Genomic DNA, 14,908 nt, shown 5'->3' with positions numbered 1-14,908 from the left:
GTCCTGGAGGGGTCATGGCCGAGTTCACCATGGAACTCAACGACGAACAGAAGGAGGTCCGGGACTGGCTCCACGGGTTCGCCGCCGATGTGATCCGCCCCGCGGCCGCCGAGTGGGACGAGCGCGAAGAGACCCCGTGGCCCATCATCCAGGAAGCCGCGAAGATAGGGATCTACTCGCTCGATTTCTACGCCCAGCAGTTCTTCGACCCCTCGGGCCTCGGCATCCCGATGGCGACCGAGGAGATCTTCTGGGGCGATGCCGGTATCGGCCTGTCCATCATGGGCACGGGTCTGGCCGCCGTCGGCGTCCTCGCCAACGGCACCGAGGAGCAGATCGGCACCTGGATCCCGCAGATGTACGGCGACGTGAACGACGTGAAGGTCGCCGCCTTCTGCTCCTCCGAGCCCGACGCCGGATCCGACGTGGCGGCCATGCGGACCCGCGCCGTCTACGACGAGGCCAAGGACGAGTGGGTCCTCAACGGCACGAAGACCTGGGCGACCAACGGCGGTATCGCCAACGTCCACGTGGTCGTCGCGGTGGTCGACCCGGAGCTCGGCTCGAAGGGGCACGCCTCCTTCATCGTCCCGCCGAACACCCCCGGCCTGGCCCAGGGGCAGAAGTTCAAGAAGCACGGCATCCGCGCCTCGCACACCGCCGAGGTCGTCCTGGAGGACGTGCGCGTCCCCGGCCACTGTCTGCTCGGTGGCAAGGAGAAGCTGGACGAGCGCCTGGCCCGCGCCCGGGAGCGCGCCAAGGCGGGCGGCGAGCGGGTGAAGAACGCCGCGATGGCCACCTTCGAGGCCTCCCGCCCGGCGGTCGGCGCCATGGCGGTGGGTACCGCCCGTGCCGCGTACGAGGAGGCTCTGGAGTACGCCAAAACGCGTACGCAGTTCGGCCGGCCGATCATCGACAACCAGGGCGTCGCCTTCCAGCTCGCCGACATGCGCACCCAGATCGACGCGGCCCGTCTCCTGGTGTGGCGCGCCTCCTGGATGGCCACCACCGGCAAGAAGTTCGAGTCGGCCGAGGGCTCCATGTCGAAGCTGTACGCGAGCGAGGTCGCCAAGAAGGTCACCGCGCAGGCCGTGCAGATCCTCGGCGGCAACGGCTTCACCCGCGAGTACCCGGTGGAGCGGATGCACCGCGACGCCGCGATCTACACGATCTTCGAGGGCACCAGCGAGATCCAGCGCCTGGTCATCGCGCGGACGCTGTCGGGGATGCCGATCCGCTAGCGGCAGCGCCCAGCGCGCACTGCGGAGCCGGACGTTCCGTGGGAGCCCGTCCCCGATTCGGGGGCGGGCTCCCGTGTGGTTGCGCACCGGGAGCCGTGACTGCGCGGCGGATTCGTCTCTCCGGAGACCTTGACAACTCGATTGGTCTGGACCAGCTTTGCCCGCAGTAGCGGTGGCCACCGTCGTTCACTTCCGTCCTTCACCTCTCCCTGGGGGTAATCCGTGGACCGTGTACGTCAGGGCCGCTCCGGCATTCGCCGGAGAATCGGCGCGGTGATCGGCGCCGGTGCGGCCGCCGCGCTCGCCGTCACCGCGCTCGCCGCACCCGCGCAGTCGGCGGACGCCGCCGCGGCGGATGTCAATGTCGCCAAGAACGCCGGGTTCGAGGCGGGTCTGAGCAACTGGACCTGCACCGCAGGCAGCGGCGCCGCCGTCTCCTCTCCCGTGCGCGGCGGCGCGAAGGCCCTCAAGGCCACGCCGTCGGGCCAGGACACCGCAGAGTGTTCCCAGGTCGTCGCCGTGAAGCCCAACTCCTTGTACAAGCTGAGCAGTTGGGTTCAGGGCAGCTACGCCTACCTCGGCGCCCGCGGCACCGGGACCACCGATGTGTCGACTTGGACGCCCGGCAACTCCTCCTGGCAGCAGCTCTCCACCAGCTTCACCACGGGGGCGAACACCACGTCCGTCACCGTGTACACGCACGGCTGGTACGGGCAGAGCGCGTACTACGTGGACGATGTCAGCGTCCTCGGGCCCGACGGGGGCGGCGGCACCGACCCGGTGGAGATACCTGCTGTCCCGGCCGGCCTCGCGGCGGGCGGGACGACCTCGTCGTCGGTGGACCTGTCCTGGACCCCGGTCGCCACGGCCACCGGGTACACCGTCTACCGCGACGGCACGAAGGTCGCCTCGGTCGGCGGCGCCTCCACGACCGCCACCGGCCTCGCGCCGGACACCGCCTACAGCTTCCAGGTGAGCGCCGTGAACGCGGCGGGTGAGTCGGCGAAGTCGGCGGCGGTGTCCGCGCGGACCGCGAAGGGCGGCGGCGGAGACGGCGGTCCGGTGCCGAAGCACGCCCTGACCGGCTACTGGCAGAACTTCGACAACGGCGCGACCGTGCAGAAGCTGCGGGACGTGTCGGCGCAGTACGACATCATCGCGGTCTCCTTCGCCGACGCCACCTCCACGCCCGGCCAGATCGCCTTCACCCTGGACCCGGCCGTGGGCTACGCCTCGCCCGCCGACTTCAAGGCGGACATCGCCGCGAAGCGCGCCGCGGGCAAGTCCGTGATCCTCTCGGTCGGCGGCGAGAAGGGCAGCGTCTCGGTCAACAGTGACGCCTCCGCCACGGCGTTCGCGAACAGCGCCTACGCGCTGATGCAGGAGTACGGCTTCGACGGCGTCGACATCGACCTGGAGAACGGCCTCAACCCGACCTACATGACGAAGGCGCTGCGCCAGCTCGCCGCGAAGGCGGGCCCGAAGCTGGTCCTCACGATGGCGCCGCAGACCATCGACATGCAGTCCACGTCCGGCGGGTACTTCCGGACGGCGCTGAACGTGAAGGACATCCTCACCGTCGTCAACATGCAGTACTACAACAGCGGTTCGATGCTCGGCTGCGACGGCAAGGTCTACAGCCAGGGCAGCGTCGACTTCCTCACCGCGCTCGCCTGCATCCAGCTGGAAGGCGGCCTCGATCCGTCACAGGTGGGGCTGGGCGTACCCGCGTCGACACGCGCCGCCGGCAGCGGCTACGTGACGCCGTCGGTCGTGAACAACGCTCTCGACTGCCTCACCCGCGGCACCGGCTGCGGCTCGTTCAAGCCCTCGAAGACGTACCCCGGCCTCCGTGGGGCCATGACGTGGTCCACGAACTGGGACGCGACGGCGGGCGGCGTGTGGTCGGGCTCCGTCGGGCCGAAGGTGCACGGCCTCCCGTAACGACATTCCGCGGAGGAACGGGCGGGCCGCGTGTGGGCCCGCCCGTTCCTCGTGCCGCACGGCGCCGACTGGGGAGGGCGCCACCAGGTCGACAGGTAAGCTTGCAAGTTTGCCTGTCTGAATCGTAGGCTTGCCGACATGACCGAGCACCTGGACGATCCGACGCCGGAGCAAGTCGCCGCCGACCTCACGAACGTCGTCGGGCGCTTCGTGCGCAGGCTGCGCGGCGCGTCGCCCGGGAGCGGCCTCAGTCCCACGCAGCGGTCCGTGCTCTCCCGGCTCGATCGCGAGGGCCCGGCGACCACCGCCGGCCTCGCGCGGGCCGAGTTCGTACGACCCCAGTCGATGCGGATGACCGTGGGCGCCCTGGAGTCCCTGGCGCTCGTCGAGCGGACCCCCGACCCCGACGACGGCCGGCAGTCCGTCCTCTCCCTGACCGACGAGGGCCGCCGCACGCTCGGCGACGCGCGCGCCGCCAAGCAGAACTGGCTGTCGGTGGCCGTCGCCGAGGAGCTCGACCCGGCCGAGCGGCGCCAACTGGCGGACGCCGTCGAGCTCCTGGAGCGACTGGTGCGCAAGTGAGAGCCACATCGCCCGCACGGGCGGACCCGGCGGCGCGGGAGCGGCCCGGCTTCGGCGCGCGGCTCACCGCGCCTCTGCTCCTCGGCTCCCTGCTCAACCCGCTCAACACCACGATGATCTCCACCGGCCTGGTGGCGATCGGCCACGACTTCGGCGTGGGCGCCTCCGACACCGCCTGGCTCGTCTCCGTGCTCTACCTGGCGAGCGCCGTCGGCCAGCCCGTCCTCGGCAGGCTCGCCGACAGCGTCGGCCCGCGCAGGGTCTTCCTCGGCGGCCTCGTGGTCGTCGTCGCGTCCGGTCTCGTCGGGGCGCTCGCTCCCGGCTTCGGCTGGCTGCTCGTCTCCAGGCTGCTGCTCGGCGTCGGGACGTCGGCCGCGTACCCGGCGGCGATGGCCGTCCTGCGCGCCGAGTCCGTACGGCTCGGGCGCCCCACCCCGCGTACCGTCCTCGGCCGGCTCTCGTTCGCCGCGCTCGGCAGCGCGGCGGTCGGGCCGACGCTCGGCGGCCTCCTCGTCGCGACCGCGGGCTGGCGCGGCATCTTCGCCGTCAACGTGCCGGTCGCGCTGCTCGCGTACGGCAGCGCCCTGCGCTGGATTCCGAGCGACCCGCCGCGTGCGGGCAGCCAGGTCCGGGGAAGGCCGGAAGAGGGTGCGGCCGGCCGGTGGCGCGGAGGCGGTGGCCGGGCCGGCGGGCTCGATCCGCTCGGCATACTGCTCTTCACCGGAGCGCTCTGCTGCCCGGTCGTCCTCCTCCTCGACCTGCGCCACCCGCTGTGGTGGCTGCTCGCCCCCGCCGTCGTGCTGTCGGCCGTGCTCACCTGGTGGCAGTTGCGCCACCCGAGCCCCTTCATCGACCTGCGCATGCTGGGCGCCAACCGCGCGCTCGCCCGCACCTATCTGCGGCACGGGCTCAGCTACCTCGTCGTGTACTGCGTGCTGTACGGCTTCACCCAGTGGCTGGAGGAGGAGCGCGGCTACTCGTCGCTGCACACCGGATTCGTGATGCTGCCCATGTCCCTTGCCGCGCTGGCCTGTTCGCTGATCGGGGCGCGGACGAAGGGCATCCGGGCGCCGCTCACCGTGGCCGCGGTGCTGCTGACGGCGGGGAGCGCGCTGCTGCTCTGCACGTCGGGCTCCACGCCGCTCGCCGTACTGCTCCTGACCGGCGCCTGTTTCGGTGTTCCGCAGGGGCTCATGGGCACCGCCAACCAGGCGGCCGTGCAGCAGTACGCGCCTGCCGACGCGATCGGCGCCGCGGCCGGACTCCAGCGCACCGCCCAGTACCTCGGCGCCATCACGGCCTCCGGCCTGATCGGCCTCGCCTACGGGCAGCGGGCCGACGACGGCGGGCTCCACCTCATGGGCGCCGTCGGCGGCGTCCTGGCCCTGGCCTTGATCGTCCTGACCGTGGCGGACCGGGCACTTCGGTCCCGCACGAGCCGGACCCGGACATCCCCTTGACCGGATGCACTTCCCAACCTCCGTCCCGATGAGGGCAGTTCACACAAGAGGCCAAAGACCAGAACCCCATCCGGCAACACAGCAGCGAGCCGGAGAAACAGCACCAACGAAAGGCAACTCCCCATGACCGCCACCGTCCTTGACCCCTCCACAGCCCTCGTCGTCGTCGACCTCCAGAAGGGCATCACCGCACTGCCGACGGCCCACCCCGCGCAGCAGATCGTCGAACGGTCCGCCGCGTTGGCCGACGCCTTCCGTGCGCGTGGCCTGCCCGTGGTCCTGGTCCGCGTGACGGGCGGCGCCCCGGGCCGCACCGAGACCCCGGCGCGCGCGGGTGACGTGCCCGCGGACTGGGCGGAGCTGGTGCCCGAACTGGGGCGCACGGACGGTGACATCGTCGTCACCAAGCAGCAGTGGGGCGCGTTCTACGGCACCGACCTGGACCTGCAGCTGCGCCGCCGCGGCGTCACCCAGGTCGTCGTCACCGGCATCGCCACCAGCATCGGCGTGGAGTCCACGGCCCGCGCGGCGCACGAGCACGGCTACCACGTCACCGTGGCCGTCGACGCCGTGACCGACATGGACGCCGACGCCCACCGCAACAGCGTGGAGAAGATCTTCCCTCGGCTCGGCGAGACGGACACGGCGGAGGCCATCGTCAAGCTGCTCGGCTGAGGCCGGGAGACCGGCGTGCCGGGCGCGGCGGCTACGGCCGGTACACGTACGGCGTGGTGGTGCAGAGCGTGGCGAAGCCGAGTCGGTCCAGGATGGGGCGGCTGTCGTCCGAGGCGTCCACCTGGAGGTAGCGGTAACCGCGCTCGACGGCGATCCGGGCGCGGTGGGCGACCATCGCGCGGTAGATGCCCTTGCCGCGCCAGCGCGGGTCGGTGCCGCCGCCCCAGAGGCCGGCGAAGTCCGTGCCCGGGCGGAGCTCCATCCGTGCGCCGCACACCGGCAGGTCACCGGCCATGGCGACGACCGCGACGATCTCGTCCGGTGCGTGGGCGAGCCGGTCGAGCACGCGCCGGGCGAGCCGCTCGCTGAGGGCGGCGTCGTCCGCTCCGAAGGCGGCCAGGTGCGCCTCGGCCATGAGCCGCGCGCCCGCCGCGTCCGTCACCGGGAGCAGCCGGATGCCGTTGGGGAGGCCGGGGCCCGGGGGCAGGGCGTCGGCCTCGGCGACCATGAGCGTCTCCGGCGGCTCGGCCTCGAACCCGGCGGCGACGAGCCGCTGGGCGAGGTCCGCGGGACGGTCGTAGGAGTGCAGCTTCCACTCGAACTCCCTTCCCGTGTCGGTGAAGTGGCGCACCTGCGCCGCGATCGCGGCGTCGGCCGTCGCCGCGTCGATGTCGGCCCACAGGACGCCGTTCCAGTCGTGCGCCGCCCCCGTCGCCCGTACGACACCGTCGACGCGCTCGATCCGCGTCCCGTCGCCCTCGCCCGGTGCGCCCTGGCGCATCTGCCGGTCGTACGCGGCCAGCGCCGCCGTGTGATCCATGGGGTCACCTCAGCAGGGCGGCGGGGCGCGGGCAATCGGATTTCGGGAGCGGGCTAGCTCTGCCAGCGGCACCGCAGCGCCGCGGCCGCGAAGCCGGGGCCGAACGCGATGGCGGCGCCCTCCGCGCCGTCCGCCGGCGGATCCGCGTGGGTCCGTTCGAGGACCCGCAGGATGCTGACACCGCCGAGATTCCCCTCGTGGCTGAGCGTGTCCGTGGTGTGCCGTGCCGCGTGCTCGTCCAGGCGCAGGGCCGCGACCGTGTCGGCGATGATGCGCGGGCTGCCGGGGTGGAGCACGGCGAAGTCCAGCTGTCGCGGGCCGAGCCACTCCAGCAGGCGGGGCATCACGTCGGTGACCGCCGCCAGCACCTGTTTCGTTGAATCGAAGTGGATGCCGTCCGTGGCCATCCGGCCACGCTGGCGCTCCAGGCTGTCCGGGAGCACGTACTCGAAGGTGTCGTCGACGGCGAGCCCCGGCCCCAGCCGGGTGTCGGCGACGACCGTCGCGGCCGCCGCGTCGCCGAACAGGGCCTTGTAGATCATCGACTCGATGCCGGTGTCGCTGTGGTGGTAGATGCTGGAGAGCACCTCGGCGGCCACCACGAGGACCCTGCTGCCCGGCCGCGCCGCGAGGAGGTCGGCGGCGCGGATGAGGGCCTGAGTGCCGCCCGGGCACGCCACCGTACTGAGCGCGACGCGGCGCACGTCCGGACGCAGGCCGAGCCGGGACACCAGATGGACGTCCAGATTGGGGACGGTCCAGCTGGTGGTGTGCGTGGTGACGAGCGCGTCGATGTCCGACGGGGCGAGCCCCGCCGCGTCCAGGGCCGATACGGCGGCACGCTCGGCCATGGCGAGCGAGTCGGCGAAGGCGGTGCGCACGCGCTCGCCGACGTCGGTGGTCCCGGACACCGTGGGGGAGTCGAGGGGCCGGGTGAAGTAGCGGGTCTGCACTCCGCTGTTGCCGATGACGCGGAGCAGGGCACGCAGGCGCGGATGGTCGGCGTGGTGCGCGCTCACGTCGTCGGCGATCTCGGCCGTCGTGACCTTGTGGTCACCGACGACGGTGTGGGGCCTGAGTATGTGAGCAGTCACGGGGTGGCCTCCCCGGAGATGTGCAAAAGGTCGGCTGTGGCCAACGTACTGCACTGTGCGGCGAGTGCCCTGTCGAGATCCGGAGGGCTGCGGTCCGGCTCGACGGACGTGCCAGGGGCCCGGCGGGCACGGCCCTGTCGAAAGTTTGTGCGGTGAGGTGAGGTGAGGTGTCAGGTGGCGGGGTGTTGTGTGCCGTGTTCGGGCGGGAGGGGGCGGCACTCACTCCGAGCGGAGGGTCGGCGCCTGTGTGGTGCTGCGCCGCGTCCCGGCGTGGAAGACGAGGATCATCAGCCGGGAGCCGGGCGCCGTCATGGGCTGCGCCGCGCACATGGTGACCCAGCCGGGACCCTCCAGGGCGTGCAGCAGGGGGCGCTCGTCCCCGTCGGGGTGCGGATGCGCGTTGCCGGCGGCGTACAGGTCCGCGATCTCCGGATCGGCGAGGACCTCCTTCTCGATCTGCCGCAGGATGTCGTCGTCCGGCCGGGTGGCCAGGGCGGCGCGCAGCTGCGGCAGGATCATCGGGGCCCAGGCCGTGCGCCAGTCCATCAGGGTCTCGCGGCCGCTCGGGTCGAGGAGCATCCAGCGCAGGGTGTTGCCCGGCACTCTGCCGTTCGGGAACATGCCCGCGAACGCCGCGTTGCAGGCGAGCATCTCCCAGGACGCGTCCGTCACGTACGCCATGTGTCCGATGCCGTCGACCGCCTCCTGCCAGACGCCGGGCACCTCCTTGCCGGAGGAGAGGTGCAGCGGCCCCGGCGGGTCCTGGAGCAGCGCGTAGCGGCAGAGGGAGACCCACTCCTGTTCGTTGAGCCCGAACAGCCGGGCGACATCGCGGAGAAGTGAGGCCGGAGGGTTGGGGTAGTTGCCGGATTCCAGCCGGTGGTAGGTCCCGAACGTGCGGTGGAGGAGCTGGTCGACCTGGTGCTGGGACAGGCCGGGGGCGCGCCGGCCCTGACCCGTCGGGCGGGCGAAGCCGTGCGATTCGGGGGCTATGAGGGCGCGTCGTTCGCGGAGCAGAGCGCGGAGCGCCGACTTGTTCATGGTGGGTAATCCCCTTGGTGCACGCCGAGTTGGAGCGTGATCAGTCTAAATATTCACATCGGCTTTGGTAATAAACATTGCCCGAAGAAAACGATCAGTTGCTCAGGCATGATGGAGCGTGCGGGGTCACCGACCTGCAGGTTTGATCGTCGGCGGGCACCCGTGCACAACAGCGGGGCATCTTGTCCGGGGAGCTCGAGAATGGCTGAAATTCCCCGGCATTGGGTACCCCCTGGGCCTATGGGGTCGACGCGGGAAGCGCGTGGGACAACTGTTCGTATTCCGGTCTGCGTGGACGGAATCGGAACAGTCCGGGACCGCGCGGATCTTCTTCCCGCGCCGGTTTGATAGGGCCACCGGCTGCGGTCGGTGCCGTCACTCGCCATTACGTAGCGGCCACGGTACCGACCGCCCGTGGTTGTGCCCGGCGCTCTCGAAGTGGCGCCCCCGGAGCGGTCGTTCGGAGCCGTGAGAGATCACTGCGGTGTCTGAAAGATCACGTGTTCACGCGTTCACGTGGCCGTGAGGGACTCCTCCGCCTGCGCCAGGATTTCCGTGACCCGCAACCCGAACCGCACATCGCACGGATGCGCCCTGCCGCTGCTCGCGCACGCGACGAGTTCGTCGACCGCCGTCCGGATCGCGTCCCCGGCCTCCTCCCCTTCCGGCAGCGTCACCGTCCCGCTCTCGCCGCGCAGTTCGACGGTCAGCCCGGCACATTTGGCGGGCGCGGTGAGACTGAGTGCCGCCGTGCTGGACGCCCCACTCGCGTGCCGCAGGATCAGATGGACGGTGTCCCGGGGGCCGGGCGCCGCCGTCACGGCCGTCACATCGCCGAGCACGGGAAGCAGCATCGACAGCGCGTGCGGCCCCACGTCCCACAGCCCGCCCCGGCTCGCGCGCCACGGTGAGGAGTACGGGGCGTCGCCGTCGGACGCGTAGAAGCTGCCGTACCAGTCGGCCCGGCCGGTGAACCAGCCGCCGACGGCGGCCTGTTCGGTCACCCAGGCCGAGCTGACGGCGGCGAAGCGCAGCGTGAAGAAGACCACGGACGCCACTTGGGCGCGCTCGACCGCCGCCGCGAGATCCCGGGCCCCGTCCACAGTGGTGGCCAGCGGTTTGTCGAGCAGGAGATGACAGCCGGCCGCCGCGGCCCGCGCGGCGAGCGGCGCCTGGACGTCGGGCGGCACCGCGAACGCCACGGCGTCACATGCGGCGAACAACTCGTCCACGTCCGAACAGGCCCTGGTTCCATGGGCGTCGGCGAGCTCGGCGGCGGCCTCGGGGCGGCGGCCCCAGATGCCGCCGAGGTCGACGCCGGGATGCCGGGCCAGCGCGGGGGCGTATGTCGCGGCGGCCCAGGGACCCGTGCCCACCAGGCCGATACGGAGTCGGTTCATGGGCGGCAGTATGACCGACCCCGTGCGTGACGGCCTCCCCGGTGGAGGCCGTTCCGCCCGAGGCGGCAGCGGACGGCGACGACGCGCCACCCGGGCCGCCTGCCGCCGCCCCGAGGCCCGCGGCGAGGCGTGAATCCGCGGTCCTCCACCATTTCTCTCCCTATTCCATAGCGGGTGAATGCGCATTCACCCGCTATGGTGAATTCGAATTCACCTCGGCCGGGGTGAACGGGTGGGGGGAGATGCCATGGGGGCCGTTCCGATACCGGGTGACGCACGGGACCTCCGCGCCCGACTGGCCGTCCCGGTGCTGGCCTTCGGCGGCATCTTGATGGCCGTCACCCAGACCGTGGTCGTGCCGCTGCTGCCCGATCTGCCCCGGCTCACGCACAGTTCGGCGGGAGCCGTCTCCTGGCTGGTCACCGCCACCCTGCTGTCCGGAGCCGTCCTCACGCCCGTACTCGGGCGGGCCGGCGACATGTACGGCAAGCGGCGCGTCCTGCTCATCGCCCTCGGTCTGATGGCCGGGGGCTCGGTGCTCTGCGCACTCACCTCCGACATCCGGCTGCTGATCGCCGCGCGCGCCCTGCAGGGCGCCTCCGCCGCGGTGGTCCCCCTGTCCATCAGCATCCTGCGCGACGAACTCCCGCCGCACCGCACCGCGTCGGCGGTCGCCCTGATGAGCTCCACGGTGGGGATCGGCGCCGCGCTCGGGCTGCCGCTCGCCGCGCTCATCGTGCAGTACGCGGACTGGCACGCCATGTTCTGGGCGACGGCCGCACTCAGCACCGGCGGGCTCCTGCTCGCCCGGTGGGCCGTGCGGGAGTCGCCGGTGCGCTCGGCGGGGAGGTTCGACACCTGGGGCGCGCTGGGCCTGGCCGCCGGACTGGTCTGTCTGCTGCTCGCCGTGTCGCAGGGCGGCCAGTGGGGGTGGGGCAGCGGTCCGATCGTCGGGCTCCTCGTGGGAGCCGTCGTGATCCTGTGCCTGTGGTGGCGGATGCAACTGCGGACCGAAGAACCGCTCGTCGACCTGCGGTTGGCCTCCGGGCGACGCGTGGCGCTGCCGCACATCACCGCGCTCTTGGCCGGATTCGCCTTCTACGCCAACTCGTTGGTGACGGCGCAACTCGTCCAGGCGCCCGCGGTGAGCGGCTACGGACTGGAGCTGTCCATCGTGGCGACCGGCCTGTGCCTGCTGCCCAACGGGCTGATCATGCTGCTCCTCTCGCCGGTGTCGGCGCGTGTCTCGACCGCGCGCGGCCCCCGGGTGACGCTGGCGGTCGGCGCGGTCTTCATGGCGCTCGGATACGCCGTACGGATCGTCGACAGCAGGGAGTTGTGGGTGATCATGGTGGGCGCCGCGGTGGTGTCGACCGGGACCACGTTCGCGTACTCGGCGCTGCCCACCCTGATCCTGCGGGCGGTGCCGGTCGAGCAGACCGCTTCCGCGAACGGGGTGAACGTCCTGATGCGGACCATCGGGCAGAGCGTGTCCAGTGCGGCCGTCGCCGCGGGCGGCCTGCGGTTCCCCACCCTGGGCGGCTACCAGCTCGCCTTCGCCATGGCGGGAGCCGTGGCGCTCGTCGCCTGCGTGGCCGCCCTGGCCATACCCTCGGACACGGTCCCGGGAGGCGGGCGGACACCCACCGGGCACGGGGGGCCCGCCCAGGAGACCGCCCTGGAGGGAAGATGACCGACGGATACGGGGACACGATCGAAGGCCGGAGCGCGAACGGGCACGGGGGAGACGATGCGGGCACGCGCCCGGCGCTCGCCGCGCCCGCGGGCCGCAGGGACGCCGAGACGACCAAGAACGCCATCGTGCGCGCCGCACGCCATCTCCTCGCGCGGCACGCGCACGGCGACATCACCCTCAAGGCGGTGGCCGAACGGGCCGGGGTGAGCGCCCCGTTGATCCTGAAGTACTTCGGCAACAAGGACGCGCTGTTCTCGCGGATCATGTCGTTCGACGCCGACGCCGCGGAGTTCCTCGACGCGCCCCTCGCGGAGCTCGGCCAACACCTGGTCCGCCATCTGCTCACCGGCCAGGCGGAGCGGGGCGCCGACCCGATCCTGCGCATCGTCTTCGCCCCGCTCCACGGCGAGCAGGGCGACATCCTGCGCGCCAACTTCCGCGCCCAGGTGGTCCAGCGGCTGAGCGAGCGGCTGCCGGGGCCGGACGCCGGGCTGCGCGCGGAGCTCGCCGTCGGCATGCTGCTCGGCCTCGGCGTGATGTACGGCATCGCCCGCGGCCCGCATCTGCGCGCCGCGGACATCGCCGAGATCACCGACCGGTACGCGCCCGCGGTGCAGGACTTCCTGACGCCCGGCCGACCCGGGCCGCAGGCGGGGCCGCACGGCGCGTAGACGAAGCACCGCGCCCGGAACGCGCGCCGCGCCGGACCACGACCACCGCCGCGAGCCCGACGGCCAGACCCGTCATCGTCTGCGGGCCGAAGGGCTCCTTGAACATCAGGGCGCCCCACAGAGCCGTCACCGGGGCCATGAGGAACATCAGCGTATTGACCTGCGTGACGCCCGAACGCCGCAGGATCAGCCAGTACAGGCCGTAGCCGCCGAAGGTGGAGAGCGCCACGAGCCATCCGATCGCCGTCCAGAAGGAGGCCTCGGCGGGCGGCGTGGCGGCGCCCGCCGCCAGCGCGAGTCCCGTGAAGACGACGGCGCTGGTGCCGCAGTGGACCGTCAGCGACACCGCGGGGCCCACGGCGCGGGGCGCGCGCCGGTCCAGGAACGTGGCGCCCACCAGGGAGAACATGCCGAGGAACGGCACCAGATACGCCCACCACGCGGCGTCCCCGCCGCCCGAGAAATCGGCCGCGGTGACGATGACGACGCCGCTCACGCCGAGGGCGAGGCCGACCCACTGGGTGCGCGATACGTAGTGGCCGAGCAGCGGCCCGGCGAGCGCGCCCGCGACCAGCGGCTGGGTGCCGTCGATGAGCGCGGTCGTGCCGCTGGAGACGCCGAGCTGGATGGCGTAGTACACGGTGAGCAGGTAGCCGCTCTGCGACAGCGCCCCGACGGCCGCCTGCCGGCCCAGGTCGCGCACCGTGAGGCCGCGCCAGGAGGCCCGCGCGCAGAGCGCGGCGACGAGCCCGAGGACGACGGCAAGCGGCAGGAACCGCCACATCAGCACGGTCACCGCGGGCGCGCTGCCCGCGCCCAGCTTGGCCCCGATGAATCCGGAGCTCCAGGTGAGCACGAAGGCGGTCGAGAGCAGGACGTTCATGGATTCCTCCCGTCGTGCGGCGTGGTGCTGCGCGAAGCAGAGTGAGTAAACCGATCTGTTTACCCGACGTCGAGTATACAGATCGGTCTACTATGGGAGGCATGACGGACGATGCGATGACCGCCGGCGCGCACGGCACGCGTGCGGGAACGGCGAATGGGGCGGCGAGCGGCACGGGCGACGGTGCGGGGGGTGAGGCGGCGACGCCGCGGCGCATCGCCATGACGCCGGGCGCCCGGCGTGCCCTGGAGGCCGCGAGCCGGCTCTTCTACGAACGCGGCATCCATGCCGTCGGCGTGGATCTGATCGCCGCCGAGGCCGGCGTGACGAAGAAGACCCTCTACGACCGGTTCGGCTCCAAGGAGCAGATCGTCGTCGAGTACCTCGCCGACCGGGACGAGCGCTGGCGTGCCTTCCTCGCCCCCTACCTCGCGGCCGCGAGGACGCCCGAGGGCCGGATCCTGGCCGTCTTCGACGCCGTGCGCGACTGGGCCGAGGACCATCTGGCCAAGGGGTGCACGATGGTCAACGCGCACGCCGAGATCAGCGACCCCGCCCATCCCGCGTACCCGATCATCGCCGGTCAGAAGGCCTGGATGCTCGCGCTCTTCACCGAACTCGCCGAGGAGATCGCCCCGTCGAGGGCGGCCCGGCTGGGGCGGACGCTGATGCTGGTGCACGAGGGCGGCCTCGTGGCGCACGGACTGCACATCTTCCCGGACGCCCTCGACGAGGCGCGCGAGGCCGCGGCGGACCTGCTGCGGATCAGCTCGGCGGACCGCTGAGATAGCGGTGGAGCATGGCCACGAGTTCGTCCTCGAACCGGCCCAGGTCGATGGGGTCGGGCGCCGCGATGACCTTGTGGATCACCAGCTCGACCGTGGTCACGAGGAGCCGCGAGGCGGTGTAGATGTCCGCCACCCGGACCTCCGGGTGGTGACGCAGCAACTCCTCGGTGTACGCGAGGCGTTCCGCCTGGTGGGCCTCCACCTTCTCCAGCAACTCGGCGGAGCGGGGAGCCTGTTCGACCATGACCCGCAACAGCCGCGGATCGTCCAGGTGGTTGTCGATGGTGGTCCGGACGAAGACGCGGAGCATGCCCTCCAGTGACTCCGGCAGCCCCTGCGCCTGCGAGCGCGAGATGGCGGCTCGTCCGGCGTCGAGGTGACGGGTCAACAACTCGACCAGGATCGCGTCCTTGTTCGGGTAGTACTGATACAGCGAACCGATCGACACCCGGGCACGCTCGGCGATCCGGTTCGTGGTCCCCGCGGCGTATCCGTACGCGCCGAAAACGTGAGCAGCCGCATCGAGGATGCGCTCGCGGGTCAGCTCGGCCCGGACCTGTCTGGGCTGTTTACGTGGGGCGAGTCCGCGTCGGTCGGACGGCATGGGACCTCC

The 14,908-nt window shown here is 71.9% G+C and carries 14 protein-coding genes; 8 read left to right on the top strand and 6 right to left on the bottom strand.

What is annotated here, in order from left to right; all coding sequences use genetic code 11:
• Positions 1–14: 14 nt before the first annotated feature.
• The 5 genes from ACZ6B8_RS17240 (at position 15) to ACZ6B8_RS17220 (ending at position 5,902) form a co-directional block, all read left to right on the top strand.
• Positions 15–1,241 (top strand): acyl-CoA dehydrogenase family protein, encoded by a 1,227-nt coding sequence (locus tag ACZ6B8_RS17240; RefSeq protein WP_471083431.1) that lies wholly within the window; start codon positions 15–17, stop codon positions 1,239–1,241.
• Positions 1,242–1,463: 222 nt separating this feature from the next.
• A complete protein-coding gene (locus ACZ6B8_RS17235; RefSeq protein ID WP_471607712.1) occupies positions 1,464–3,185 on the top strand; it encodes a chitinase in 1,722 nt (573 codons plus the stop codon).
• Positions 3,186–3,323: 138 nt separating this feature from the next.
• Positions 3,324–3,767 carry a MarR family winged helix-turn-helix transcriptional regulator gene (locus tag ACZ6B8_RS17230; RefSeq protein ID WP_471083437.1) on the top strand — a complete coding sequence of 148 codons (444 nt, stop codon included), beginning with the start codon at positions 3,324–3,326 and terminating at the stop codon, positions 3,765–3,767.
• Positions 3,764–5,227 carry an MFS transporter gene (locus ACZ6B8_RS17225; RefSeq protein WP_471607711.1) on the top strand — a complete coding sequence of 488 codons (1,464 nt, stop codon included), beginning with the start codon at positions 3,764–3,766 and terminating at the stop codon, positions 5,225–5,227. The genes ACZ6B8_RS17230 and ACZ6B8_RS17225 overlap by 4 nt, the downstream gene beginning before the upstream one ends.
• 123 nt (positions 5,228–5,350) lie before the next feature.
• Positions 5,351–5,902 (top strand): isochorismatase family protein, encoded by a 552-nt coding sequence (locus ACZ6B8_RS17220; RefSeq protein WP_471607710.1) that lies wholly within the window; start codon positions 5,351–5,353, stop codon positions 5,900–5,902.
• 31 nt (positions 5,903–5,933) lie between these two features.
• On the opposite strand, the gene ACZ6B8_RS17215 is transcribed toward ACZ6B8_RS17220, so the two are convergent.
• From ACZ6B8_RS17215 to ACZ6B8_RS17200, 4 genes are all read right to left on the bottom strand, one after another.
• Complete coding sequence (locus tag ACZ6B8_RS17215; protein WP_471607709.1) at positions 5,934–6,722, bottom strand: GNAT family N-acetyltransferase; 789 nt, start codon at positions 6,720–6,722, stop codon at positions 5,934–5,936.
• A gap of 53 nt (positions 6,723–6,775) precedes the next feature.
• Entirely contained in the window at positions 6,776–7,816 is a 1,041-nt protein-coding gene (locus ACZ6B8_RS17210) for a PhlD (RefSeq protein ID WP_471083449.1), read from the bottom strand.
• Positions 7,817–8,035: 219 nt separating this feature from the next.
• Positions 8,036–8,857 (bottom strand): MmyB family transcriptional regulator, encoded by an 822-nt coding sequence (locus ACZ6B8_RS17205; RefSeq protein WP_471083452.1) that lies wholly within the window; start codon positions 8,855–8,857, stop codon positions 8,036–8,038.
• 512 nt (positions 8,858–9,369) lie between these two features.
• The gene (locus tag ACZ6B8_RS17200; protein ID WP_471083455.1) at positions 9,370–10,257 is read right to left on the bottom strand and encodes a Gfo/Idh/MocA family protein; all 888 of its coding nucleotides are present in this window, start codon (positions 10,255–10,257) and stop codon (positions 9,370–9,372) included.
• A gap of 247 nt (positions 10,258–10,504) precedes the next feature.
• On the opposite strand from ACZ6B8_RS17200, the gene ACZ6B8_RS17195 reads away from it, so the two are divergent.
• Positions 10,505–11,950 (top strand): MFS transporter, encoded by a 1,446-nt coding sequence (locus tag ACZ6B8_RS17195; RefSeq protein WP_471607708.1) that lies wholly within the window; start codon positions 10,505–10,507, stop codon positions 11,948–11,950.
• Positions 11,947–12,624 (top strand): TetR/AcrR family transcriptional regulator, encoded by a 678-nt coding sequence (locus ACZ6B8_RS17190; protein WP_471083459.1) that lies wholly within the window; start codon positions 11,947–11,949, stop codon positions 12,622–12,624. The genes ACZ6B8_RS17195 and ACZ6B8_RS17190 overlap by 4 nt, the downstream gene beginning before the upstream one ends.
• Here the strand turns inward: ACZ6B8_RS17190 and ACZ6B8_RS17185 are convergent.
• On the bottom strand, positions 12,542–13,507 hold the full coding sequence (locus ACZ6B8_RS17185; RefSeq protein WP_471607707.1) for a DMT family transporter: 966 nt from the start codon (positions 13,505–13,507) through the stop codon (positions 12,542–12,544). The genes ACZ6B8_RS17190 and ACZ6B8_RS17185 overlap by 83 nt on opposite strands.
• 221 nt (positions 13,508–13,728) lie before the next feature.
• Between ACZ6B8_RS17185 and ACZ6B8_RS17180 the strand changes: the two genes are divergently transcribed.
• Positions 13,729–14,292 carry a TetR/AcrR family transcriptional regulator gene (locus ACZ6B8_RS17180; RefSeq protein WP_471607919.1) on the top strand — a complete coding sequence of 188 codons (564 nt, stop codon included), beginning with the start codon at positions 13,729–13,731 and terminating at the stop codon, positions 14,290–14,292.
• On the opposite strand, the gene ACZ6B8_RS17175 is transcribed toward ACZ6B8_RS17180, so the two are convergent.
• Positions 14,273–14,899 (bottom strand): TetR/AcrR family transcriptional regulator, encoded by a 627-nt coding sequence (locus ACZ6B8_RS17175; RefSeq protein ID WP_471607706.1) that lies wholly within the window; start codon positions 14,897–14,899, stop codon positions 14,273–14,275. The genes ACZ6B8_RS17180 and ACZ6B8_RS17175 overlap by 20 nt on opposite strands.
• Between the last annotated feature and the right edge of the window lie 9 nt (positions 14,900–14,908).

The organism is Streptomyces sp. NPDC041122, from assembly GCF_055592445.1.
The sequence above is the reverse complement of the archived record's forward strand: the minus strand, read 5'-3'. Positions and strand labels throughout refer to the sequence as shown.